Origin of the sequence: Peribacillus sp. NPDC097295 (assembly GCF_044761665.1) — a bacterium.
Lineage (GTDB): Bacteria > Bacillota > Bacilli > Bacillales > DSM-1321 > Peribacillus.
Map to the genome: position 1 here is coordinate 244,117 of NZ_JBIWCW010000001.1, position 26,035 is coordinate 270,151.

Below are 26,035 nucleotides of genomic sequence, written 5' to 3' on the forward strand. Positions count from 1 at the left end.
TCGGATGGTTTTTTTTTTGCAATGGAATTCATTCTAAACGAAAGCCGGCTGATCTCCAGCCGGCTTTTTCTCTATCTTATTTCACTAATGTGTATTTCTTTTTCCCACGACGAATTAGGATGAATTCCCCTTCAATCTTAGCCGCTTCGTTTACGATATATTGTAAATCAGTGACTTTTTCTCCATTGATGGAGATGGCCCCGTTCTGAATATCTTCACGTGCTTGACGTTTAGATGGAGATATCTTCGCTTCTACAATTAAATCCACTAACGAGATATCTTCGTCACTTTCACGTTCAAAACTTGGAAAATCTTTAAACCCGACTTTAATTTCGGCCGCACTTAAATTCTTCACATCCCCACTGAATAAAGCAGCAGAAATTTTGATCGCTTGATCTAGAGCTTCTTGACCATGAATCATCCGTGTCATTTCTTCTCCTAGAGCTTTTTGCGCTTTACGTAAATGCGGTTCATTTTCCATGGACTTCTCTAAGTCTTCAATGACTTCACGTGATAAGAAAGTGAAGAATTTCAAGTATTTCACAACGTCAGCATCTGCTGTGTTGATCCAGAATTGGTAAAACTCATAAGGCGTCGTTTTTTCTGGATCCAGCCAAATTGCCCCGCCTTCCGTCTTCCCAAACTTCGTGCCATCCGCTTTAGTTACAAGTGGAATCGTCATGCCGTATGCTTTTGTCTCTTCATCATGAGACTTGCGGATCATCTCAAGGCCTGTCGTGATATTCCCCCACTGATCACTTCCGCCAATTTGCAACTTACAGTTATGATTGTCGTACAAGTGGTTGAAATCGATGCCCTGTAAAATCGTATACGCAAATTCAGTAAAGGAAATTCCCGTTTCCAAACGAGAAGCAACCGTATCTTTGGCCAGCATGTAATTCACACCGATATATTTTCCGTAATCACGCAGGAACGTCACCATATCAATTTTACCGATCCAGTCATAGTTATTAACCATCACTGCACCATTTTCGCCTTCAAATTCGAAGATTTGGGAAAGCTGCCCCTTAATGCAGTCTGCATTATAAAGAACCTTCTCCAACGTTTGCAGTTGTCTTTCTTCTTTCTTACCACTTGGATCTCCGATAAGACCAGTCGCTCCGCCCACAAGCACAACTGGACGGTGTCCATGCTTTTGGAACCTGCGCAATGTCAAGAAGGGAAGCAAATGCCCAATATGCATGCTATCTGCAGTTGGATCCACCCCGCAGTATAGGGAAATCTTTTCTTTATCCAAAATATCCTTGAGTCCCTCTTCATCCGTTTGTTGGTACATAATTCCCCGCCACTCGAGGTCTTTAAGTAAATCCATTCCAATTTCCTCCTTCATATCCTGAAAAATTCCGCAAAAACCATACAAAAAAGCCCCTTCATCTAAAATGAAGGGACGAATAAATTCGCGGTACCACCCAACTTGAGGACAAATTAAGTCCTCCGCTCAAGACGAATAACGGTCGTCACCCGTTTGTCGCTACTATTAGTTCACAACAAATGCTCAAGGAGGTAATTCATCTCACTATTTGTACCGATTTTCACCAACCACCGGCTCTCTAACACAGGGATAGTTTGACTACTGGATCCTATCATCGCTAATTCAATAAAGATAATACTAAATTTTTATCATACCTACCGACCATTGTCAACAGCACCTAAACAGAAGTTTGTAAAAAGTAGAAGTTAGCTTTTCACCTAGTTGTTATATGCTATAATATATGTGATTTCAGGGGGTTGATACGATGAATAATAAACTAAAAGGTAGAATTCAATCGGCGTGGAACCAAGTGAGCCGATTTTTCCAAAGTGAAAAAACAATAAAGAATGCAAGGGTTTCATATCAAGTGATTTGGAATTTGACATTGATTGTAATTATTGTTGGAATTCTAGGCTTTTCATTCGCCGGCGGCGTTGGAGCCGGATATTTCGCTGCCCTCGTCAAAGATGAGCCAGTACGCTCAAAATCAGATTTAAAAAAGGATATTTACAATTATGAAGAGACCTCTGAGATATATTTTGCAGATAAAGTATATTTAGGCAAGCTCACAAGCGATCTTGAGCGAGAAGAAGTGTCCATTGATAAAGTTTCCGACCACCTTAAGAATGCCGTCATCGCTACGGAAGACGAGTATTTTTATGAACACGATGGCGTTGTACCAAAAGCGATTCTTCGTGCTGTTTATCAAGAATTTTCGAATGCTTCCGTCCAATCCGGGGGAAGTACATTAACACAGCAACTCATCAAAAACCAAGTGTTGACAAACGAAGTATCCTTCGAAAGAAAAGCAAAAGAAATCTTGCTGGCTCTCCGGGTAGAAAAATTCTTTGAAAAAGAAGAGATATTGGAAACGTATCTCAATGTCTCCACTTTAGGAAGGAATTCTTCAGGACGGAATATCGCTGGTGTCCAAGCGGCTGCCGAAGGAATTTTCGGCATAGATGCCAAAGATTTAAATCTAGCTCAATCTGCCTTCATTGCGGGATTGCCACAAAGTCCTTTCGGCTATACACCCTATACGCAACAGGGGGAACTCAAGGATAATCTTGATCCTGGTATCAACCGGATGAAAACCGTATTGAAAAGAATGCACAGCAATGGATACATAACGAAAGAACAATATGACAAAGCGAAAACATATGATATCACTAAAGACTTCATTGGCAAAAAGACATTGCCTGCCGAGAAATATCCATGGCTCACCTATGAAATTGAAAAACGCTCCATCGATATTTTATCAGTCTATCTAGCAAAAGAAGATGGATATGAAGAAAAGGATTTAAAAAATGACGATTTGCATGAGCAGTATCTAGCGTTAGCGGATCGAAACTTGCGTCAGAACGGCTATAAAATCTATTCAACTATCAATAAAAAAATCTATAACAAAATGCAAGAAGTCACGGAAAATTATCCGAACTTCGGTTATGACAAAAATCAAACGATTATCGATCCCGATACAAAAGAATCGAAAATCGTACAGGAACCTGTTGAGACCGGAGCCGTCCTCATCGAAAACAAGACAGGTAAGATCATCAGTTTTGTCGGTGGACGTGACTTTAAACGTGAACAGACCAACCATGCGACAGCGTCACTACGACCAAATGGCTCGACGATGAAGCCCCTTTTGGTATATGGACCAGGAATCGACCTTCGTAAACTGTCACCAGGAAGCGTAACGGCCAATGTTCCCGTTTCCATACCAGAAGGAAGCGGGAAATTGTGGCAGCCAAGGAATTATGGCGGCGGTAGCCTTACTGGCCTTGCGACAGCCCGAGATTCTTTAAAGAACTCATATAATATTCCGGCTGCACTATTTTATATGAAAATCATAAATCAGAACCCAGTTTCCTATCTAGAAAAAATGGGCTTCACGAGCCTTACAAAGGCTGATCACTCGAACCCCTCCTTGTCATTAGGCGCAATGACAAATGGTGTGACTGTAGAAGAAAATGTCAATGCATATACTACCTTTGCCAACTCAGGCGATTTCATCGATGCCTACATGATCGATAAAATTGTATCAAAAGACGGAGAAGTCATTTACAAACATAAAACGAAGCCAGTGGAAGTATTCTCTCCGCAGGCCGCTTACCTGACACTCGATATGATGCGTGATGTCGTAAACAGTGGTACGGCCGCCTCAGTCAAGAACCGTCTAGCCTTCTCCAGTGATTGGGCAGGTAAAACCGGGACAGGACAGGACTATAAAGATGCTTGGTTCGTAGCCACTAACCCGAATGTGACGTTCGGTACTTGGATTGGTTATGATACCCCTAAATCTTTACAAGGAACATACAACGGTCTTGAGTACAATAAACGAAATATCTATTATTGGGCCGATTTAATGAATGCTGCCTATGCAGTGGATTCGAAACTTGTCGATCCCGATAAGCGATTCGAAATGCCTGGGGGAATCGTCAGTCGTTCCTTCTGTGCCGCTACAGGACTTCTGCCGTCGGATTCCTGTCAAAAAGCTGGGCTTGTCAAGACAGATTTATTCATTGCAGAACAGGCTCCAACTCAGGGAGATACTAGTTTAATGGATGGTCAATATGTTTCGGTCGGAAGCAGGCGCTATACTGCCCTTTCTGAAACACCAAGGGAATTTACAAGTGGAGGATTTATGTTGAACCCTAAGTCCATAGAAGACATGGGATTAAAATACGTGAATGATCCCAACTCCTTGATTCCAGGCGGTGACAAATGGGGAGATGTCGTTGGAACAAGTTCAACTCTAAACGATAACGGAAAAGTGCCTGAACCACTTTCCATCACCATGAATGGTAATACCATTTCATGGGGGCTTCATCCTGAAGGCGATGTTGTTGGCTACCGTGTCTATCAAAATGGGCAAAAAGTCGCCAGCATCAGTGCAGGTTCGGATTTGGTTTATACAGTAGGATCAAATGGTGGATCTTATTATGTAACTGCCGTAGACATTGTAGGTAAAGAATCCGCTCCATCACAAAGCGTTAAAACCGTCGCTGCAAAACCGACTACCTTCGTGGATAAGAAGGATTCAAAACCTAATTCAAGCAAACAAGACAAAGACGGTAAAAAAGAAGACACAAAAAACAACGAAGATAAAAAAACGCAACCAGAAGACGATAAAAATCAGGACATGACAGAGAAAGATGAAAAGGATATAGCGGAAGAAGAGGAATGAACCAACACTTTTTCTTCCCAATGAAAAAAGAGGCTATCGGAAAATTTCCGGTAGCCTCTTTTTTGTTTATATTCAATGCCTTTTTAGTCTTCCATGGATGATAAATCACCGGTTGGCAAATCTAATTCCCAAGCTTTCAAGACACGGCGCATGATTTTCCCGCTCCTTGTTTTAGGAAGCTTATCACGGAATTCTATTTCTCTTGGTGCCGCATGGGCTGCTAAACCAAGTTTAACAAATTGGCGTATTTCATCGATTAATTTATCGTTAGCCTCATATCCGTCACGAAGGGCGATAAAAGCTTTAATAATCTCCCCACGGACAGGATCTGGTTTTCCGATGACACCTGCTTCTGCAACGGCCGGATGTTCAAGCAGCTTACTTTCCACCTCAAATGGACCGACCCGTTCCCCAGCCGTCATAATGACATCATCAACACGACCTTGAAACCAGAAATACCCCTCTTCATCCATAAAAGCTGAATCCCCTGAAACATACCAGTCACCTGGCATAAAGTAAGATTCAAATTTCGATTCATTATTCCAGATGGTCTTCATCATGGAAGGCCAGCCTTTTTTAATAGCAAGGTTCCCCATTCGATGCGGAGGCAGTACCTTTCCTTGATCGTCCACGATAGCCGCTTCCACACCAGGAATCGGTTTGCCCATTGAACCTGGTTTGATTTCTAGGCAAGGGTAATTACAGATGAGTTGGGCGCCAGTCTCCGTCATCCACCAAGTATCATGTATACGGCGATTGAAAACTTTCATGCCCCACCGCACCACTTCCGGATTCAAAGGTTCACCAACACTCAGGACATGACGGAGTGACTGTAAATCGAAACGTTTGACGATCTCGTCACCTGCACCCATCAACATCCTGAAGGCAGTCGGTGCACTATACCAGACTGTAACTCCAAATTCTTCAAGCGTCTTGTACCAGGATTCAGGCTTGAACCGCCCACCCACGACGACATTGGATGTTCCAGTCAACCACGGTCCGAAGATACCGTAGGACGTCCCTGTCACCCAACCTGGATCCGCTGTGCACCAGTATACATCATCATCCTGAAGATCAAGGACCCACTTTGCCGTTTGATAATGCTGGATCATCGCATTGTGTACATGAAGCACTCCTTTCGGCTTCCCTGTAGACCCGGATGTGTAATGAAGGATTAGTCCATCTTCACGGTCCACCCATACCGTTGCAAAATGTTTATCTGCTTCTTTCAATTGTTTATTAAAGTCATAATATTTCCCTTCTTCTTCGATGTTCTCCCCCACTAGGAAAATATGTTTCAAATGGGGTAACTCGTCTACCGGTACACGCGGCAACAATTCGGGTGTCGTCACCAAAACGCTTGCTTCACTGTCTTCAAGACGATCTCGTACCGCACCTTCCATAAACGCTTCAAATAAAGGACCGACTACAGCTCCTGTTTTAATGGCGCCGAGCAACGCAAAATAAAGTTCCGGGGACCGAGGCATGAAAATGAATACACGGTCGCCCTTTTCCACTTTAGCAATGTTTTGAAGCACATTAGCCGACTGGTTTGAATATTCTTTCATTTCCTTGAAGGTGTACTTTTCATTTCTTTTTTCGTCTTTAAAATAAAGGGCAATTTTGTTTTCTCTGTATGTTTCAGCATGTCGGTCAATGGCTTCATAAGCCAGGTTCACTTTTCCCGTTTCGGACCAGGAGAATTCCTTTTTCGTTTCAGACCAGTCAAATTGCTTGTACTTTTCTTCGTAATTCACTAAATTATACTTGCCTTTCACCACTGGCAACGCTTTCATATTCAAACAAAAATCCCCCTTCATTTTCGATTTATACCTTTTATTATAGAACAAAAAGATATTTTTCTCAATTTTTAAAATATTTACCTTTTAATGAGCCAAGGAAAATATTTCTTGAATTTTTTGATAAAACCAGGTAAATCTTGGTATAGTTAGTTTGATTCACACTTTTATTTTCCAAGCTCTAGAGATAATTGTAACAAAAGGTTCAAATATAAAAGGAAATTTCAAAATCTTGTCGGTTGTTTTTTATGTATAATTCAGGTAGTAATTCCATTTGTTTGGATGATTATTAGATTACTATTTTACTAGGGTGGTGAAGAAATGGAATATAGCAAGACCTATTACAAAAAGGAACTTCAGACATCAAGCGGGACACTCCTCATTGAAGGACCGCTTACCGGTGAAATGATGGCCGCTTATGAGTTTCACGAAGACTTGGTCGCCTTTCGCCCTCCCGCTTTACAGCATAAGGCATTGATTGAAATTGCCGACCTTCCTGAGGGACGAATCTTTATAGCCCGCGAGGAACAGACCATCGTTGGTTATGTAACCTATCTATATCCCGACCCATTAGAGCGCTGGTCCGAAATCAAGATGGATGACCTGATTGAGTTGGGTGCGATTGAAGTCATTCCTAAATATCGCGGTGCAGCGGTCGGAAAGAATTTAGTTCGCCTGTCTACGGAGGATGATTCGGTAGAAGATTTCATTATCATCACGACTGAATATTATTGGCATTGGGATTTAAGAGGAACCGGATTGAATGTTTGGGACTATCGAAAAGTCATGGAAAAAATGATGAGTGCAGGTGGCCTTGTTTATTATGCAACGGATGAACCGGAAATCAGTTCACATCCAGCCAACTGCTTGATGGCGCGTATAGGAAAAAGAGTGCCACGTGAATCCATCGAAAAGTTCGATCAATTACGTTTCATGAATCGTTTCATGTATTAAAGAGGCGAGTAAAGAGGAGGAACTACGTATGATTGTTGAAAAAATAATGAATGAAGATGTCATTGCCCTGACTCCAACAGATACAATTCATAGTGCTGTCTTAATCCTTAAAGAGAAACGGATTCGCCATATTCCTATTGTCGATGACAGCTTTCACCTCGTCGGATTAGTTAGTGACCGTGACATACGGGACGCTTCTCCTTCCATTTTCCGCACCGAAGAATACAAAAAAGATTTGGAAAAACCACTGGGCAGTATCATGAGGACCGATATCATCACAGGGCACCCCCTCGATTTCGTGGAAGAAATCGGTGCCGTCTTTTGTGAAAATAACATCAGCTGCCTTCCTATCTTGAAGGAAAAAAGGTTAGTAGGCATCATAACCGGAACTGATTTGCTTCATTCTTTCGTCGAACTGACGGGAGTCAATCAGCCCGGTTCTCAAATTGAAATAAAAATTCCCAATAAGGCTGGAACACTCCATGACATCGCTCATATTTTCAAAAATCGCAATGCGAACATCCTGAGCACCCTTGTATATCCAGAAAAGGATGAAAGCGATTATAAAATCCTCGTTGTCCGGGTACAAACCATGAATCCATTTATGGTAGTGGAAGACTTAAAGAAAGAAGGCTATACCGTTCTTTGGCCTAGTCTGCCAGGTATTTCTCATGACTGATAAATCATTGTTTGTCTATTCCGATGAGTTGCTGACCTATAAATTCAATGATGAGCACCCATTCAATCAAAAGCGGCTTCAACTAACGCTAGATCTTCTAAAAAAACACCATGCCATCCGTGACGATCAAATCATCAAACCGCGAATGGCGACCGATGAAGAATTGGAACTGGTTCATGACCATCATTATGTAAACGCTGTCAGGTTGGCAGGCCACGGAAAGCTTCTTCCTGAAAAAGCTGTAAACTATGGTTTAGGTACAGAAGATACCCCGATCTTTCCAAATATGCATGAAGCAAGCGCCATGCTTGTTGGCGGTACCCTCACAGCCGTTGATGCCGTCATGACCGGTCAATCCCTCCATGCACTTAACCTTGGAGGGGGCCTCCATCATGGTTTTCGAGGCAAAGCTTCAGGATTTTGCATTTATAATGACAGCTCGGTCGCCATTAAATATCTACAAAAAAAATATGGCGCACGTGTCCTGTATGTCGATACAGATGCCCATCATGGTGACGGTGTCCAATGGACTTTTTACGATGACCCTGAAGTCTGCACTCTTTCCATTCATGAGACAGGACGCTACTTGTTTCCCGGTACAGGCAATATCAATGAACGCGGTCAAGGAAAAGGCTATGGCTATTCCTTCAACATCCCCGTGGATGCATTCACGGAAGATGAATCCTGGCTTGAATGCTATACAGCAGCATTTCAAGAAGTCATTGAATTTTTCAAGCCAGACGTCATATTAACACAAAATGGTGCCGACTCTCATTATTATGACCCGCTTACCCACTTGTCAGCTACCATGAATATCTATAGGGAAATACCTAAATTGGCGCATGAAATGGCCCATAAGTATTGTGAGGGTCGTTGGATTGCCGTTGGTGGCGGTGGATATGATATATGGCGCGTCGTACCAAGAGCCTGGTCCAGGGTCTGGCTCGAAATGACGAATAATGATTTATCTGGACCCTTATCAAGGGAATGGATCGATACGTGGCAGCCAGAGGCTTCTGTGACCCTTCCAAGTGAGTGGGATGATCTACAGGATATATATGAACCAATTCCTAGGAAACCAGCCATAACGGAGAAAAATGCCCAAACGCTTGAAAAAGCACTCTATCCCATACGCTCAACTAAACAAACATCAACAAGCAGTGCGGATGACTAAATCGTGAACAGTGATTGGATTATGCATTTTCCCCAATAAAAAGAGAGTGCCCATATGGACACTCTCATACTGATTATTTCGTTGATTGTCGTTTTTCGATCCGGTGCGGCAGAATCACTTTTTCTTGACCCTCGACCAATTCTTGGTTCATCAATTTAGTTAGCAACCTCATGGATACTGCCCCAATATCATATAAAGGTTGTACGACAGTCGTAATCTGCGGGCGGACCATCAGGGTTAACCTTGTATTGTCAAAGCTGATTACCTCAAAGTCTTCTGGTACATTAAAACCTTTGTCCTGGGCGGCGTGAACGATACCAAGGGCCATTTCATCAGCTCCGACGATGATGGCAGTCGGTCTCTCTTCGGCTTCAAGAAACTTATCAAAGGATTCAATACCTGAATCATATGTATAATCGCCTTCAACCACATAGCTTTCATTAAAGGAAAGCCCTGCTTCTTTCAATCCCCGTTTGTAACCGGTTAATTTCATTTCATTAATAGGCGCAGATAGGTTGCCCGTTACATATCCGATTTGCTTGTGACCATTTTTAGCGAAGGACATAACAGCATCGAAGGCAGCCACTTCATAATCAATATTAACCGAAGGCACTTGACCGCTTTCTTCAACGGATCCTGCCAATACGATTGGAACCGGCGAGTTCTTGAATTCTTTGACATGCTCTTCCGTGATGTTTCCGCTCATGAATACGATACCATCCACTTGTTTGCCTAGCATTGTATTCAATAAATGCAATTCCTTATCTATATTCTCATCGGAACTGCTTAAAATGATATTGTATTTATACATGGACGCTATATCTTCAATACCACGCGCCAGCTCGGCAAAAAAGATGCTAGAAATATCCGGAATGATGACTCCTACCGTCGTTGTCTTCTTGCTGGCTAACCCGCGCGCCACTGCGTTGGGACGATACCCTAACCGGGTAATCACATCTGCTACTTTCTTTCTTGTTGCAGGCTTCACATTCGGATTCCCGTTTACTACGCGGGAAACGGTGGCCATCGAAACATTTGCTTCGCGTGCCACATCATAAATGGTTATGTTATTCATTATTTAATTCCTCCACTTTGTTTCATTTTTTCCAATAAAGCATCAAATATTTCAAAGAAGATTCTTTTATACGTATTTTTCTTATACGGAAGATCTATATAGGAATGATCAGACTACAAAAATGCAGTCCATTTCTTTTAAAGTAATCTTTCATATTTATACGAGTATTGCTTCCATTGACATCTTCCTTATGTATGATCCCAATTCAGAACAGTCCTCATCTTGTTACTTATCATACGATAGTAGAATCTTTCCTGCAATCCAATAGTGCCTATTTCAGTCTTTTTTCTGCAAAAACAAGCATTTTACCATTAAAAAAAGCCCTTGCCAAGATGGTAAGGGCCGAATGTTGATATTTTTTAAATATTCTTTCTTAAACTGTGACCCAATTCAATCGTTTAATTTCGTTATAGAAATCGTCGAATTGTTTGAAATCCATCTGCTGCGCAGAATCAGATAATGCTACGGAAGGGTCTGGATGAACTTCCGCCATGACTCCATCCGCACCGATTGCAAGGGCTGCCTTTGCCGTTGGTAGCAGAAGGTCTCGTCGACCGGTTGAATGGGTAACATCCACCATGACAGGTAAGTGTGTTTCTTGTTTCAGAATCGGAACAGCAGAGATATCAAGTGTATTTCTTGTTGCTTTTTCATATGTACGGATTCCCCGTTCACATAGGATAATGTTTCCATTCCCCTGAGACATAATGTATTCCGCTGCATGGATGAATTCTTCGATTGTAGCTGCAAGTCCGCGTTTTAGAAGAACCGGTTTGTTTACGGCACCTGCCGCTTTCAATAAATCGAAGTTTTGCATGTTTCGCGCTCCGATTTGGATGACATCGATATGATCAATCGCTGCTTCGATGTCATTTGCACTTACGATTTCACTGATGACTGCCAAACCATATTCATCGGCAACACGCTTAAGGATCTGTAATCCCTCTAAACCAAGTCCTTGGAAATCATATGGAGATGTACGTGGTTTATATGCACCACCACGCATAAGCTTCAGTCCTTTTGCTTTGATGACTTCAGCTACTGCAGCAGTTTGTTCGTAAGATTCCACGGCACATGGACCGAAAACGAAACTAGGAATGCCATTCCCGACAAGTTCTCCTTTGATGTCAATGATTGTATCTTCCGGTTTTTGTTTTCTCGAAACAAGAAGTGTCTTCTTCTGATCATCTTTTTGAAGTTCTAAGCCAAGTTTAAAGATTTCCTTGAAAATATGTTTAATCGAACCAAGATCAAGAGGTCCTTCATGATTCGCTTCGATAAGATCCAACATTATTCTTTCGCGGACTGGATCGTAGCGGTTTACACCCTGTTTTTCTTTAACGCGGCCGATTTCCTGCACTATTTCTGCACGTTGATTAATCAGTTGTAATAACTGAAGGTTTACATCATCCAATTGATTACGCAATCCATCAAGTTCTCTGTTGCTCATTCCAAATCCATCCCTTCATTTTTTAAATATCAACGATTCCATGATAAAAAACTCATACTTTAGACCTGTGCGAATTTTCACTCATTTCAATCGATAATTTTAGCTTAGAAAATTTAATACTAAATCATGTATAATAAAAACAATTATAAATGAAACTCTTGTAAATGTCACTACTTTTTTCTTTAATAATTAAACGCTTTTAAGCACTAAAGTAAGAAATACATATAAGAAGGTGTTACTGATGCATGAAAAACTGTTTGCCTTAGACATTGGAACGCGTTCCGTTGTTGGAATTATATTAGAAAAAGAACAGGAAAGCTATAATATAATCGATATTTTATCAGAAGAGCACTCAGAACGTGCCATGCTGGACGGGCAAATCCACGATGTATTAGCAGTAGCCAAGGTCATTTCCCACATTAAGCTCAAACTGGAGGCAACGCACGGACCCTTAAGACAGGTTTCCGTCGCCGCAGCCGGAAGGGCATTAAAAACGGAACGGGCGAAGATGTCCATCGATATCGTTGGCAAACCGATGCTGACTCATGATGATGTCCTCCACCTCGAATTCAGTGCTGTCCAGGAAGCACAGGCCCTCGTAGCCGAACAATCAGACTCCCAATCCGTTTATTATTGTGTTGGTTATTCGGTTTTATACTATCGCCTGGATGGACAGGAAATCGGAAGTCTAATTGATCAGAGCGGTATGGAAGCATCTGTCGAAATCATTGCCACTTTCCTTCCGAAAGTCGTCGTGGAGTCCCTTTTGGCTGCTTTAAAAAGATCTGATTTGGAAATGCAGGCTCTTACGTTGGAACCAATTGCTGCAATCAATGTCCTGATCCCCCCGTCCATGCGTCGCTTGAATGTTGCTTTGGTCGATATTGGTGCAGGGACATCCGATATCGCCTTGACGGATTCCGGTACCATCATTGCTTATGGAATGGTCCCGATCGCCGGAGATGAAATCACGGAGGCCATTAGCGACCACCTCCTCCTAGATTTCCCGCTCGCGGAAAAGGCGAAAAGGGAGCTACTGGATCAAGATTCAATAACGGTCACCGATATCCTTGGATTTTCGACTGATCTTGCCAGGAGTGATATTATCGAGCATATTCATCCTGCACTCGATAGATTGGCAGAAGCCATCAGTTCTGAAATTCTCGCCTTGAATAATGAAAGCCCGCCAAAAGCGGTCATGCTTGTTGGAGGTGGGAGCCAGACGCCGGATTTGTGCCGACTTTTAGCTGAAAAATTAAACTTACCTAGTAACCGAGTCGCAATCCGGGGCACTGAGGCCATCCAGAACCTTCGCATTTCGACCACCATCCAAAATGGGCCTGAATTGGTCACGCCGATCGGCATTGCCATTGCCGCCGATAAAAATCCAATTCAATACTTGAGCATCACTGTTAACGGGCACCCCATCCGTTTGTTTGACATGAAACGAACATCAGTAGGCGATTGCCTGCTCACTGCGGGTATTAGAATGAGTCATTTATATGGAAAACCGGGCATGGCCAAAATCGTCCATATCAATGGAAAGCAATTTACCCTTCCCGGAAAGCACGGAAAAAAAGCGCTCATTACCTTAAACGGGGTGGAAGCTTCCTTGGACGATGCTGTGAAGAATGGAGACGTCATCGTAACCTCAAAAGGGGAAGATGGTGAACCGGCCATTTTGCGTATACTCGATGTACTAGATGACATCCCTAGAAAAAAAGTGGTCCTTAACGGTACAGAGTATACCATTGAGGCTTCCATTACTAGAAATGGGAAAGCAGCGACCGTTCATGAATTCATAGAGGATCATGACCAAATAACTTGCCGTATGCCCGTAACGATCCTAGAGTTGCTCAAAGAGCTTCACCTATCCGAATTACTCACTTGCCTTGAACCGTTTTCTTTTAAATTAAATGGAAAACCATTTCTGCTGCCCTCCTGGATTGGGGAAATCAGTAAAAATGGACTTGCAACTAAACTGTCGTATTCCTTTGAAGATGCAGATAATATTGAACTGGTCAGTCCGCCCCTTCCTACACTAAGCGATGTGATGGAAGTTTTACAGATTGAGGATACCTTGAACATACCTGTTTTTTTCGAAGGCAAACAAGTCATCCTCACCAAGAAACTGACTGAAATCCGTCGGGGCGAGGAATTATTAAAAGATACGGACATCATTCACCCAAATGATGATCTCACAATGATTGAACGTAAAGCGGAACCGTTTATTTTCCAGGACCTTTTCCGCCATGTGGAAATCTTCATGCCTACAACAGGAAACAGCCGTTTCATCCTCATTAAAAATGAGCAGGAAACTACTTTTTACGATGAAATTTCTCCTGGCGATCAATTAAAAATCCTTTGGCCTACCAATATTTAACAGGGACTGCTCTCATACGTACCCAGGTCATCAAAAAAAGAGGCAGAAATGTTGGTCAGTCAACGTTTCTGCCTCTTACTATTTGTTCGCTTACCGATAAATTACTCTTTAAAGCTATTTAGAAACCACTTTGTCTAAAGAGTCATATGTAATGCGCCAATGGGATTCATTCCATGCAGGCTTGCCATTTTCAAAAAGTATGGCTTGCGGTGATTGATGTTTGATTTCATAGGTTTCTGCCACATGGTTGGAAAGCGGGCGCGCTTCTTGCACGGCTAAGTAGGCCGTTTTCACCTGTGGGTGCTCTTCGACGTATTTTTGATAGTGATCAAAAGCCTCTGCGCTTACTGGGCAAGTTAGGCTATGCTTAAAAAGTAAAAACATATCCTCTTCCACAAGCTTATTAAATTGTTCTTCTGTTTCTATTTTAGTGATTGTCATATATGTTGACCCCTTTCGTTTCATGAAAAAAGACGATGAAGGTATCGTACCACTTCATCGTCCTTTTTAACAATTTTCAGCATACCTTCGCAATTATCGAGCGACTGAAGCATCCATTATTTTTTTAATTTATTTTCCGTTTCATCGAAAGCCTTTTTTGCTTCATCCAGTTTTAATTTTGCTGTATTTTTGTTTCCGCTAGTTGGATCTGCTTGAGTAGTTTTTGACTTATTGTCTTTACCATCAGTCATATTTGTTTCCACGGATACGATTTCCGCATCGGAAGTTCCCGTTACATCAATATCCTTATTGCTAGAGTTTGTAGTATCATCAGCTGCATCGTCTTTTCCTGTTTTTAGGTTCTTCACTTTATTGACAATATCTGAAGATTTACTAGAAACCAACTCAGTGACCGTTCCTGTTTTTTCTTTAGCGGTATCAGCCAAAACCGTACCTTTTTCCATTGCGGCTTGTCTTAGCTTCTCTGTTTTTTCGGAAAGGCTCTTAGTTTTCTCGGAAAGGCTCTTAGCTTGCTCGTTGAAGTCACTTCTTAATTCCTTACCTGTCTTCGGCGCCATGAATAAAGCGGTAGCCGCTCCGATCATTCCGCCGATTAAGGCGCCAATCATAAAGTCCTTCGAATTGATGGAATCGCGAGCTTCCTCATATGATTTTTGATATTCGCTTGTAGGATATTCTTTTTGAGTCATGTAACATTCTCCTTTCGATTTTCAGATATTTTTTAATTGACCTGGATCTTAAGATCTAGAGCGTAAAAATCTTTTTTTAGGTAAGTTATCTGTTTCTAGCGCTTCTCTTTCTATCTCTGCCTGTTCATAGGCCGATGGAGCAGATTGTTTGTTTCTCATTTTCCATTTATCCCGAATTTCCATCGCCACGTTACTCCATTGAACGATTTGGGAAATTCGTTCTTGATTGTTATCGATTTCTGCTTGCACTTTATTAGAAACCTTTTGAACAGATGTATTAAAGCTAGAGATGGAAGTCCCTACTTCTTTCACTGCATCCACCACTGTGTTCAGGTTTTCTGATTTTTGTTGCAAGTCTTCAGCTAACGAGTTTGTTTTATGTAGTAACTGGGTAGTTTCAACCGTTATGCCTTGCATTTGGCCTTCAAGTCCTGTAAGCGTCCGGGCAACGCTGTCCAAGGTAGTTTGTAGTGATGTGAGTACCTTTGTTAAGAAGATAACAAGGACTAAGAAAGCGATTGCTGCCACTGCAGCACTTACGTATAATATGATCTCCATTGGAACACCTCCGAAAAAAATCGACATATTTAGTAGCTGTTAGTTATTAATTACCCCTTCCCTATTATTATAAACGTATTTATTTTTTGAATATACCCTATCTATACCTGTTCTGGAAATATTGTTAGCGAAAATTTCGACAAATCGGGACCTATGGATGAAATTCCAGGAGTAAATCAGGTATGATAGAATCATAAAACTAAATTAATGGAGGTATTCTACATGAAAGATCCTAGAATCGAAAAGCTTGCCCACAATTTGATAAATTATTCTGTGAAACTTCAAAAAGGCGAAAAAATCTTAATTGAAAACTTCGGATTGCAGCGTGAACTTGTTAACGCTCTTGTGAAAGAAGCCTATGCAGCTGATGGTTACCCTTTTGTCCTCTTAAAGGACCATCAAGTGGATCGCACCTTGTTGATGGGTGCCCAGGAAGAGCAATACAAGATGATGGGTGAATTCGAAGCGAACGTGATGAGCCAGATGGATGCTTATATCGGGCTTCGTGCCGGGGATAATATCAATGAGCAATCCGACGTACCTGCAGATAAAGTGTCACTCCATGGTCAAACGATCGGAAAAGTACATAGAAACATCCGCGTACCGAAAACGAAATGGGTCGTGCTTCGCTACCCGACAAATTCTATGGCTCAATTGGCCAAAATGAGTACGGAAGCATTCGAAGACTTCTACTTTGAAGTTTGCAACCTCGACTATGGCAAAATGAGTGAAGCGATGGATAGCCTTGTTGCCTTAATGGATAGAACGGATAAAGTCCGCTTAACTGGTCCCGGAACAGACTTAACCTTCTCCATAAAAGACATTAAAGCCATTAAATGTGCTGGTGAACTGAACATTCCTGATGGTGAGGTGTACACGGCCCCCGTTAAGGATTCGATTAATGGAGTAATTGCCTACAATACCCCATCTCCTTATCAGGGTTTTACTTTTGAAAACGTGAAGTTAACATTCAAGGATGGGAAAATTGTTGAGGCGGTAGCCAATGATACTGAACGCATCAACAAAATCTTTGATACAGATCAAGGCGCACGTTATGTCGGTGAGTTTGCGATTGGTGTCAATCCTTATATTCTACATCCAATGCAGGATATCCTCTTTGATGAAAAAATTGATGGAAGTTTTCATTTCACACCCGGGCAATGTTATGATGATGCCTTCAATGGGAACCATTCAAACATCCATTGGGATTTAGTCAACATCCAACGCCCTGAATACGGTGGAGGGGAAATCTATTTTGACGATGTACTGATTCGTAAAGATGGACGTTTTGTCATACCAGAACTTGAATCATTGAATCCAGAAAATTTAAAATGACTTGAATGTATCGCATAAAAAAATGACCAACCTGCTAATCAGGTTGGTCATTTTTTAGTTAACTTGCAGTGACTCCTCATAGGCAGCCTGGAATTTTTGAATATCCCCTGCACCCATGAATAATACGACACTATTTTTATGTTTTTTCAATTGTTCTGTTGTTTCCTCCGTAATAAGCTCGGCACCAGGAATTTTCTCCTGAAGGTCTTCAATCGATAACTTTCCATGATGTTCACGGGCTGATCCAAAGATTTCACATAAGTATACTTTATCAGCTAGGTTTAAACTGTCAGCAAACTCATCCAGAAATGTTTGTGTTCTTGAGAATGTATGTGGTTGGAAGACCGCAACAATTTCACGCTCTGGATATTTTTGTCGTGCTGAGTCAACGGTTGCTGAAATCTCAGTAGGGTGATGTGCATAATCATCAATGATGATTTGACTTTCGATTTCCTTTTCGGAGAACCGGCGTTTTACGCCTTCAAAAGTCAGTAACTGAGCCTTTACGGCTTCCGTATCCAAGTTTTCATATTTACAAAGTGCAATGACGCCTAAAGCATTCAACACACTATGCTTGCCGAAAGTAGGAATCGTGAATGTATCATAATACGTATTTCTCACATTCACATCGAATGTCGTCCCTTCCGGAGTCACTGTAACATTTTTCGCTTGGAAATCGTTACCTTCCGCAAATCCGTAAAAAATGACCGGCACTTTTGCTTGAATATGCGGCAAATGCTCGTCGTCCCCGCATGCAATGATCCCTTTATTGACTTGTAGGGCCATCGTTTGGAATGCCTCGAACACGTCTTCCACATTTGCATAGTAATCTGGATGATCGAAGTCAATGTTCGTCATGATGGCATAATCAGGATAATAAGAAAGGAAGTGACGGCGGTATTCACATGCTTCAAATACGAAGTAAGTAGAATCCACGATTCCTTTTCCCGTTCCATCCCCAATCAGGTAGGATGTTGGTTTGGCACCACCCATGACATGGGCCAGCAAACCTGTTGTCGACGTTTTACCATGTGCACCGGTAACGGCAACACTTGTAAAGGTCTTCATGAAATCACCAAGAAAACGGTGATACCGGATAACTGGTAAACCAAGTTCCACTGCCTTCACGATTTCCGGATGGGAATCCGGGAACGCGTTACCTGCAATGATGGTCATGCCAGGTTGAATGTTTTCCTCGTTGAAAGGAAGGATTTTAATTCCAGCTTTTTCTAACGCTATTTGTGTAAAGAATACTTTTTCATAGTCGGAACCTTGCACTTGAATATTCATATCATGCAATATTTGAGCTAGAGCACTCATTCCCGAACCTTTAATACCCACAAAATGGTAAGCAGTCATATAACGAACCTCCACCAATCGTCTATCTGTATGACAGTATATGACGTCATCTTTTATTTGTTTTTCATTACGAAACTTGCCCGAACTGTGATTTTCGCCTAGGTTTTATACGTAATTTTTATATTAATCATCGACAAAAATATATTATATCACCTTTTGAACCATTCATCCATGTCAGGGAGATACCAATTTATCAAATCATTGGCTTTTCCATTCCCTAGGCTTTAAAATTTGTGATTTCGCCCTTCACATTATATACAGAATCCTATTGATAGGTTCTCTTAATTCACGTGTAAAAATTCAAGTTCTTCCTCTGTGATCAATACATCACGCGGTCTGCTGCCCCTTGATTCGGAAACCACGCCCTGTTGTTCCATCATTTCTATAAGACGGGCTGCACGGTTGTATCCCACCCGAAAACGCCTTTGGACACTGGACGCAGAAGCGGCTTGCTGATGAACGACAAATTCACATGCCTCAAAGAACAACTCGTCCGCTTCTTCCGTCACTTGAGCACGATTCAATAAATCTTCTTGCTCGAATAAATACTTTGGCTTCTGTTCCAACTTAACATGATTGACGACTTGATCGATTTCTTCATCGCTCACGAACGTTCCTTGCAGGCGCACAGTCTTTGATGAACCGTTCTCTGCAAACAACATATCCCCTCTTCCCAACAGCTTCTCTGCCCCACCACTGTCGATGATCGTACGTGAGTCGACTTGGGAAGAAACCGAAAAAGCGATTCGTGTCGGGATATTGGCCTTGATTAAACCTGTAATGACATCGACAGACGGACGCTGTGTCGCCACAATCAAATGAATGCCACAAGCGCGGGCTTTTTGGGCAATGCGGCAAATCGCTTCCTCGACATCTGCCGGGGACATCATCATTAAATCGGCCAGTTCATCAATGATGACTAAGATATAGGGAAGTTTATTGGAATATTGTCCAGCTTTTTCAGCTTGATCATTGAATCGGCTAATATCCCTGACGCCCGCATGGACAAATAGCTCATACCGTCGTTCCATTTCCTCAACTGCCCATTTTAAAGCTGCTGTTGCAGCCTTTACATCCGTAATGACCGGGCTGACCAAATGGGGAATCTGGTTATAAGGAGCAAGTTCAACCATTTTCGGATCGATTAACAACAATTTCAGTTCCTGTGGCGTAGCTTTATACAGCAAACTAACCAACATCGTATTGATGCACACACTTTTCCCTGACCCCGTTTGACCTGCAATCAGGCCATGCGGCATCTTTCTTAAATCCGTTATGATCGGTTGGCCCGATATATCCAATCCCAGTGCAACGGCGAGCGGAGATTCATGCTCTTGAAATTCAGTACTCTCCAAAACCTCACGCAAAAATACCGGCTTGCTTTTCCTGTTCGGAATTTCAATGCCAATGGTGTGCTTTCCTGGAATCGGGGCCTCCATGCGCATATCCTGAGCAGCTAGACTTAATTTGATATCATCCATCAGGTTCGTCACTTTATTCACTTTCACGCCTGGTTCCGGATGTACCTCGAAGCGAGTGACTGCCGGTCCTTGTGTCACATTGACCACTTTTGCCCGGACATTGAAGTTCTTCAGAGTCTCATCTAACAAGACCGTTTGCTCTTCCAGCCACTCATCATCATGTTCAGCATACGTGGGCGGCGTCAATAACTCGATTTTCGGGAACACATAATAGGGATTTTCCTCTTCTTCCAAAGTCTCAAATGGTTCCGGGATGGCAGGCTTGTCTTCCATAGGCTCGCGGGGAACCATCCCTTCTCTTTCCTCGTGTGCCATATCATTCACTTCAGGAATAATCGGGATAACGGGCCCCTCGTTTGTCTTTACTGTTGATACACCCTCACGGATCATTGTCTTTACTGGTTCATCGTGAGATTCCTCGGTCTTTTGCGGTTCCGTTGTATCAGTTCGTTGTTGAACTGTATTTTCCACGACCTGCACTTCTGTAGCATCCGGAACAAGTTCATCTTCCTCCATTGCCCTTGCTGTTTCAGGCTTTTTTGCAGGCTTCCTTTCAACCGAGACTACTGCCCTCTCTGTTTCAAGGCTTTTTTTTTCCGTCTTCAAACTATTTAGGAAGGTAGTCTTTTCCCGGTCCTGTTTTAACATCATCACATTAAATGGAATATGTTTTTTCTTACGAATTGGAATCTCTTCCGGTTGTGGTTCCACTTCCTCATCCAGGACAGGTGCAACGGTGGCTTGTTCTTCAATATATGCCGGTTTAGCTTCTTCCAAAGGCACTTCATCAGGGGTTACAACCGGTTCCATGATGCCTACCGCCACTTCCTGACCAAATTCCATGTGTCCTGTTCCCGGTTGGATAGCATCCTGCTTTAGCGGTTGTTCTGCTATGGAAACTTCCGGTTCGTTTGTTTCCTCTGGATCATTTTCCATATTTCGGCGTATATAGGCTGGGATCTCAGTAATGGCTTCTTCTTTTTTTTCTTCTATTTGTTCTGGTACAAGAACAGTAGGCTCAAGGGTCAATTCCTCGTAAGGCGCTTCTTTTATATCGTTTGGGATATACGATTGCGCAGGCGCTTCTTTTTTAAGAACGGGAAGTTTGCTCTCTAATTCATATTCGACTGATTTAACCACTTTTTTTTCCGGTCTACGAAATCCATAAACAGGTGAAGGAATTTCTGTCGGTCGGAATGGGGTATTAGATGGTATTATTTTTTGTGTAGCTATACGTTCTGCATTCTTTCGTTTCAGCTCGGGACTCTGCAGAGGTCTTTTTGATTCATGCGTATCCTTTTCCTGCTTATGTTCCCCATCTTCTCTTCTTTTTTCCCGAGGCTTTCGCTCACGTTTTTCCTTGTCAGGTATCAGGGGAAACTTAAACTCCCCTTTCGGATATTGAAACAGGATTTTCGTATCCGGATCTTTTATCTGGGACATTTTTGCTACCGTTTGATTGTACGCTTCTATTTCTTCTTTCTTCGTTTTCGGAAGCTTGGAAAAATCCATCGTCTTTAAAGTCTCTTCATCAATTGGTTCATCTATGATTATTTCTTCAATCTCAATAATTTCTTCTGCTTGGAACCACTTTTTCATTTTATTTAGCCATTTCAAAACTATCACTCTTTCTACTATCTGAAGTTATGTAACTAATTCTACCAGTAATTTTTAAAATATCGAGAGAAATTAAATTGAATGGAGATATGTATGTAGTTTTTTGCGGATTCCCTCAAGAATCATTCCCTATTCGCATAACTCTTCTACTATTAAAACCCCTTCTGAAAAGAGTTTAAACGCATTCTATTGAATTAGTCTACTATTTAAATAAAACACCTCTGTTAAACAGAGTTTACAAAGAGATTAAGTTTTAATACAAGATATAATATCCCACCGAAAAAGGAAGGGCCAACGAAACAAAAAAGACCCCTGCCAAGTTGGAAATCGATCCAACAGGCAGGAGCCTAGATTTCTTATTGTTCACGCTTTTTATTTTTACCCATAATGAAGATTGGTTCCAACTCGTCTTCCTCATAGAGGAAGGATAACGCTGTAATCGGTACGTGGCCGCTGGCAAAAAAGCTCATCGCCATTTGAGCGAGTACGTCATAGCCTGTCTCATTTTGCACATCGGCAATGATAATGACATCTTGGTGTGGAATGGCCACAGCCATGGTCCCGGAAATCTGATCCTGCATTTCACGGAGCCATGATTCATTAAGAATCCGGCTCGCGTCATAGCCATCATTTGTATTCAGAAAGTGAAAGGTGTTACCAGCAACGACATCCGACTTCACTTTAGTCGAAAGGGAGCGTACATTGAAACGGGCAATCTCCCGAATCCGGTCCCCCTGCCATTTTTCGCGCTGGAGCATTTTTTCATCAATCAGGCGATACGTCTTTCCCAAATCCAGGGCATAAAAAACCCGTGTTTCGGCTGTATGATCGTCGAATAAAAATGGATTCCCCTCTTCTGCCTCCATTGGGAAAGAAGTCGACCGGATGACAGGGAAAATGAATTTCTCCTTCCCTTCCATGCTATGCTCTTCTCCCATTACATTCAATGCTTCATCCACATAATAGATGATTTCATCAATGGCCTTTTCTTGGATATTTTCGTAATTTGCAAGTACAGGTGGAAGTTCAACCGTTATGCCTTTGCCGGTCTTTGTATTATCAATCCGCAACGTGTCCTTTTTGCTATCGAACGTGAACGTACGATTTTCATCCGCCAAGCGTTCCTTTAAGATGTTTTTCAACTTTATGCTATCCATTTTCATGATTGACCCTCCTATCCATTGAAAAATCCCCTAAGGGAGGGGACTTTTCATTATAATGATTGAATGAATTCTTCGATTTGTTCTTGTGTCTTGCGATCCCTACTCACATACCTGCCAAGTTCTTTACCATTTTCGTACGCGATAAAGCTCGGGATTCCAAATACATCATTAGCTGCGCATACATCGATGAACTTATCACGATCTACATGGATAAATGTGAATTCCGGAAACTTCGCTTCTATTTCCGGTAAAATGGGTTCAATCACACGGCAATCTCCACACCATGTTGCCGAGAAAAGAAAAATATGTTTCCCTTCATTTTTTAATGCATCATATTGTTCCACAGTTTGTAAGTTTTCCATCTTTTTCCTCCAGCTCTATATATCCATCTTGTTATTTTATATTTCCATCATACCAGACTCCGATACAATCAACCATTAATACGGATTTTAAAAGGAACACAAAAGGTCCGGTAATGTATCTCCGGACCTTTTCTCATTTTTGCGGTACAGATGAAACGATTTTCATCATTTTCTCCGCTTCATTCTTCAAATTTTCCGTGTCGGTCTCGGTTGTCATCTTTACCCCGCCGCTTCCTACCGCAAGTTCATACTTATCCGTTGATGATTCAATAATGGAAATGAACCCGAATTTATCATCAGTCTGAAAGGACTCGAGTACTAAATAATCAGTTGGCTGTTCCTTTGCCGTCAAAAATAATTGTGAGCTGTCCCTAGTTTCGTTTGGGTTAACAAACAATATATAAGCCTGATTACCATGTTTGAGGATTAAGTTATTAGCATGTTCCTCTTCTATCTTGACGTTTTTAGGCAGATACACCTTTATAAGGCCCGCTTCTGTATTCGGTTGTAGCACATCATCACTAAAAGCTGAAACCGTGGCCTTCACAGCTTTATCAATCCGCCTTTCATTTCCTGAACAGCCGGCTATCAGTAAGCACATTAGAAAGACTAATAGAAATTTTTTTAGGGGCAGGACGTTCAAGATGTTCCCCTCCTTTGGCAAAAAATCAACTTATATTTACTTATATCCTTATTTATGAAAACCATCCATTTTCTTAAAACATGATACAATGTAAGCAAATTAGACACTAAGGAGGACAATTATGAAATTAACGGTTTATCTTGCTGGAGAAATCCATTCCAATTGGAGAAGCGAATTAAAAGAGAAGGCAGTTGCCTTAAAGCTACCATTGGAATTTGTCGGACCCATGGAAAATCATGAACGCTCCGATAATATCGGGGAGGATATTCTTGGGAGTCAGCCTTCTCCTATTTTAAAAGATACAGCTGCTTCTCAAATCAATAATTTGCGGACAGGCCTATTGATGAAGCAAGCGGATCTTGTCATCGCCCTTTTTGGAGAAAAATATAAGCAGTGGAATACCGCCATGGATGCAAGCACCGCCATCTCACTTGGCAAACCACTTATCTTGATTCGCCCGGAGTCCCATCACCATGCCCTTAAAGAACTATCTGAAAAAGCAAGCGTCACAGTCGAATCCGTGAACCAAGCTTTAAAGGTCCTTTCTTATATATTTGAAGATGGAAAATAAACCGTTGCTGTCGAACTTCAACATTTGAAGAAAAAGGCTTGCAGGATACACTTTTCCACAAGCCTTTTTTATCTACTTAATAGGTATCCAGATCTCGGAGTAATAATCGGCGGCTGTTGAATCCTTTTCGGTGTACACTTCCAATTCTGGTGTTCCGGCATGTTCATGCCCGCTTGTCGGGAACCATTCCGAAAAAATCTGTTTCCAAACCTTTTGCATCGCTTCAGGCATCGGGCCATTGACTTCGAAGACTACCCACTTGGAAGCTGGTATCGTCACTACTGAAAACTCTTTTGGGGCGTTCCCCTCAAACTCCGTCGCTATCCAATACTCTATAGACCCAGCTTCTTCGTTTTCTGGGCTAGCGTTACACACGCCTAGCAATCCTTTTATTCGGCCATGGTTTAACTTTCCTAACCGCTCGCTGGTACCGTCCGTGTTCACCTCGTGCCATAGCTTCGGAATCCCAATTAGATTTCCTTCGTTTTCTACCGAAAACTCCCGCTTGATCCCGATCACACGAAAGGAATCTCTTTCAATGATATTATACTTCATCGGTTCCGCCCCTTTTAGAACCACCTGGATAACCAGGCGTTCATAGAATGTCAGCTTTCCCATATACTTTCGGGCTTCGCTTGGAGGCACTCCATGCTGCCGGCGAAAAGCTTTTGAAAAAGCCTCGGGAGTTTCATAGCCATACTTATAGGCTACATCAATTATTTTGGCATTTGTGCTTACCAACTCCTGGGCAGCCAATGTCAATCTACGGCGCCTGATGTATTCTCCCACGGATATCTCCGTCAAGATGGTGAACGTCCGCTGAAAATGAAAGGCTGATGCATTCGCCTGACAGGAAATGTTCTCTATGGTCAAGTCATCGAGCAAATGCTCCTCCAAATAGTCGATGGCCTTTTGAATGGATTCAATCCAACCCATATGGCTTTCCCCTCCCTTGTTTTCTATATTACCAGCGCCGATATCCTAAAATCCTATCAATTTATGCTTTGTCATGGCAGCCTCAGCTCCACTTTTGATTTTCCTTATATTCCAACTGCCCGGCAAGCATTTTCATAATATTTCCGAACATGTCAGCACGGGTAATCCGTTCATTTGTGAATACCCCGATTGCCCCTTCTTTTTTTCGAATATTTTCCCTTTTAGTGAAATCATCCATAACCGGACCAAGTTCCTCCCCATTTTCCAAGCGTTCAGCAATTCTTTCGGGTAGCGGGATTCTTGCTCCCCCGGCAATGAAGATGTCGCCATCCTTCGTGACCATCGCTCCCCAGTTGCATACGAATAATCCCCGCTCCATTTTAACGACACCACCTTCAAGGCCTATTCCGATATCAGCATCCCTTTCAACCAGACAATTACGAGCGCGGTTCACCGCCCCATTTAAGGTCTCTTCGTCAGAAAATGGTTGATCGGATACCTCACTTTCCACCTGGACCGAGATGACGTCTGCCTCATTATAAATCTCCTTCACGGCCTGAACCTTCGCCGGGTTTGTACTGCCTACTGCAATTTTCATATGTACACCTACTCTCTATGCAAAAAAAAGCTGATGGAAAGGACGTCTCTCCATTTCAGCTTTCTTTG

21 protein-coding genes and 1 other annotated feature are annotated in these 26,035 nt (G+C 42.1%); of the genes, 7 read left to right on the top strand and 14 right to left on the bottom strand.

Annotated elements, in window-relative coordinates; translation table 11 throughout:
• Positions 1–76 precede the first annotated feature (76 nt).
• Complete coding sequence (tyrS, locus tag ACIQXN_RS01145; protein WP_402960889.1) at positions 77–1,333, bottom strand: tyrosine--tRNA ligase; 1,257 nt, start codon at positions 1,331–1,333, stop codon at positions 77–79.
• A 68-nt stretch (positions 1,334–1,401) separates the two neighbouring features.
• Positions 1,402–1,617, bottom strand: a binding site (T-box leader).
• A 140-nt stretch (positions 1,618–1,757) separates the two neighbouring features.
• Between tyrS and ACIQXN_RS01150 the strand changes: the two genes are divergently transcribed.
• Positions 1,758–4,679 (top strand): transglycosylase domain-containing protein, encoded by a 2,922-nt coding sequence (locus ACIQXN_RS01150; RefSeq protein WP_402960891.1) that lies wholly within the window; start codon positions 1,758–1,760, stop codon positions 4,677–4,679.
• An 83-nt stretch (positions 4,680–4,762) separates the two neighbouring features.
• Here the strand turns inward: ACIQXN_RS01150 and acsA are convergent, their stop codons facing one another.
• On the bottom strand, positions 4,763–6,481 hold the full coding sequence (gene acsA, locus ACIQXN_RS01155) for an acetate--CoA ligase (RefSeq protein ID WP_402960893.1): 1,719 nt from the start codon (positions 6,479–6,481) through the stop codon (positions 4,763–4,765).
• 318 nt (positions 6,482–6,799) lie between these two features.
• On the opposite strand from acsA, the gene ACIQXN_RS01160 reads away from it, so the two are divergent.
• Genes ACIQXN_RS01160 through ACIQXN_RS01170 form a run of 3 tightly spaced genes read left to right on the top strand, consistent with a single transcriptional unit; the run spans position 6,800 to position 9,285 of the window.
• Positions 6,800–7,432 (top strand): GNAT family N-acetyltransferase, encoded by a 633-nt coding sequence (locus ACIQXN_RS01160; RefSeq protein ID WP_402960895.1) that lies wholly within the window; start codon positions 6,800–6,802, stop codon positions 7,430–7,432.
• A 28-nt stretch (positions 7,433–7,460) separates the two neighbouring features.
• Positions 7,461–8,111, top strand: a complete 651-nt coding sequence (locus tag ACIQXN_RS01165; RefSeq protein ID WP_402960897.1) for an acetoin utilization AcuB family protein — start codon at positions 7,461–7,463, stop codon at positions 8,109–8,111.
• A complete protein-coding gene (locus tag ACIQXN_RS01170; protein ID WP_402960899.1) occupies positions 8,104–9,285 on the top strand; it encodes an acetoin utilization protein AcuC in 1,182 nt (393 codons plus the stop codon). Before ACIQXN_RS01165 ends, ACIQXN_RS01170 begins: the two co-directional genes overlap by 8 nt.
• Before the next feature lie 73 nt (positions 9,286–9,358).
• On the opposite strand, the gene ccpA is transcribed toward ACIQXN_RS01170, so the two are convergent.
• Both ccpA and ACIQXN_RS01180 read right to left on the bottom strand, forming a co-directional pair.
• A complete protein-coding gene (gene ccpA / locus ACIQXN_RS01175) occupies positions 9,359–10,360 on the bottom strand; it encodes a catabolite control protein A (RefSeq protein WP_402960901.1) in 1,002 nt (333 codons plus the stop codon).
• A 373-nt stretch (positions 10,361–10,733) separates the two neighbouring features.
• Entirely contained in the window at positions 10,734–11,810 is a 1,077-nt protein-coding gene (locus ACIQXN_RS01180; protein WP_402960903.1) for a bifunctional 3-deoxy-7-phosphoheptulonate synthase/chorismate mutase, read from the bottom strand.
• A gap of 241 nt (positions 11,811–12,051) precedes the next feature.
• On the opposite strand from ACIQXN_RS01180, the gene ACIQXN_RS01185 reads away from it, so the two are divergent.
• The gene (locus ACIQXN_RS01185; RefSeq protein ID WP_402960905.1) at positions 12,052–14,193 is read left to right on the top strand and encodes a cell division protein FtsA; all 2,142 of its coding nucleotides are present in this window, start codon (positions 12,052–12,054) and stop codon (positions 14,191–14,193) included.
• Between the two features lie 114 nt (positions 14,194–14,307).
• Here the strand turns inward: ACIQXN_RS01185 and ytxJ are convergent, their stop codons facing one another.
• The 3 genes from ytxJ to ACIQXN_RS01200 all read right to left on the bottom strand — a co-directional run bounded on the left by ytxJ (position 14,308) and on the right by ACIQXN_RS01200 (position 15,902).
• Positions 14,308–14,634: a bacillithiol system redox-active protein YtxJ gene (ytxJ, locus tag ACIQXN_RS01190; protein WP_402960907.1), complete on the bottom strand. Its 327-nt coding sequence runs from the start codon at positions 14,632–14,634 to the stop codon at positions 14,308–14,310.
• 116 nt (positions 14,635–14,750) lie between these two features.
• Positions 14,751–15,344, bottom strand: a complete 594-nt coding sequence (locus ACIQXN_RS01195) for a YtxH domain-containing protein (RefSeq protein WP_402960909.1) — start codon at positions 15,342–15,344, stop codon at positions 14,751–14,753.
• Between the two features lie 48 nt (positions 15,345–15,392).
• Positions 15,393–15,902, bottom strand: coding sequence for a DUF948 domain-containing protein (locus ACIQXN_RS01200; RefSeq protein ID WP_402960911.1), 510 nt, complete (start codon positions 15,900–15,902; stop codon positions 15,393–15,395).
• Between the two features lie 222 nt (positions 15,903–16,124).
• On the opposite strand from ACIQXN_RS01200, the gene ACIQXN_RS01205 reads away from it, so the two are divergent.
• On the top strand, positions 16,125–17,237 hold the full coding sequence (locus ACIQXN_RS01205) for an aminopeptidase (RefSeq protein ID WP_402960913.1): 1,113 nt from the start codon (positions 16,125–16,127) through the stop codon (positions 17,235–17,237).
• A gap of 54 nt (positions 17,238–17,291) precedes the next feature.
• Here the strand turns inward: ACIQXN_RS01205 and murC are convergent, their stop codons facing one another.
• The 5 genes from murC to ACIQXN_RS01230 form a co-directional block, all read right to left on the bottom strand.
• Positions 17,292–18,596 (bottom strand): UDP-N-acetylmuramate--L-alanine ligase, encoded by a 1,305-nt coding sequence (gene murC / locus ACIQXN_RS01210; RefSeq protein ID WP_402960915.1) that lies wholly within the window; start codon positions 18,594–18,596, stop codon positions 17,292–17,294.
• Between the two features lie 281 nt (positions 18,597–18,877).
• Entirely contained in the window at positions 18,878–21,694 is a 2,817-nt protein-coding gene (locus ACIQXN_RS01215) for a DNA translocase FtsK (RefSeq protein ID WP_402960917.1), read from the bottom strand.
• Between the two features lie 356 nt (positions 21,695–22,050).
• Positions 22,051–22,851, bottom strand: a complete 801-nt coding sequence (locus ACIQXN_RS01220) for a DUF1444 domain-containing protein (RefSeq protein WP_402961710.1) — start codon at positions 22,849–22,851, stop codon at positions 22,051–22,053.
• 56 nt (positions 22,852–22,907) lie between these two features.
• Positions 22,908–23,219: a thioredoxin family protein gene (locus ACIQXN_RS01225; protein WP_402960919.1), complete on the bottom strand. Its 312-nt coding sequence runs from the start codon at positions 23,217–23,219 to the stop codon at positions 22,908–22,910.
• Positions 23,220–23,352: 133 nt separating this feature from the next.
• Positions 23,353–23,862, bottom strand: coding sequence for a hypothetical protein (locus ACIQXN_RS01230; protein WP_402960921.1), 510 nt, complete (start codon positions 23,860–23,862; stop codon positions 23,353–23,355).
• 121 nt (positions 23,863–23,983) lie between these two features.
• Between ACIQXN_RS01230 and ACIQXN_RS01235 the strand changes: the two genes are divergently transcribed.
• On the top strand, positions 23,984–24,433 hold the full coding sequence (locus tag ACIQXN_RS01235) for a YtoQ family protein (RefSeq protein WP_402960923.1): 450 nt from the start codon (positions 23,984–23,986) through the stop codon (positions 24,431–24,433).
• Between the two features lie 72 nt (positions 24,434–24,505).
• Here the strand turns inward: ACIQXN_RS01235 and ACIQXN_RS01240 are convergent, their stop codons facing one another.
• Entirely contained in the window at positions 24,506–25,369 is an 864-nt protein-coding gene (locus tag ACIQXN_RS01240; protein ID WP_402960925.1) for an AraC family transcriptional regulator, read from the bottom strand.
• Positions 25,370–25,451: 82 nt separating this feature from the next.
• Positions 25,452–25,967 (bottom strand): DUF84 family protein, encoded by a 516-nt coding sequence (locus ACIQXN_RS01245; protein WP_402960927.1) that lies wholly within the window; start codon positions 25,965–25,967, stop codon positions 25,452–25,454.
• Positions 25,968–26,035 lie beyond the last annotated feature (68 nt).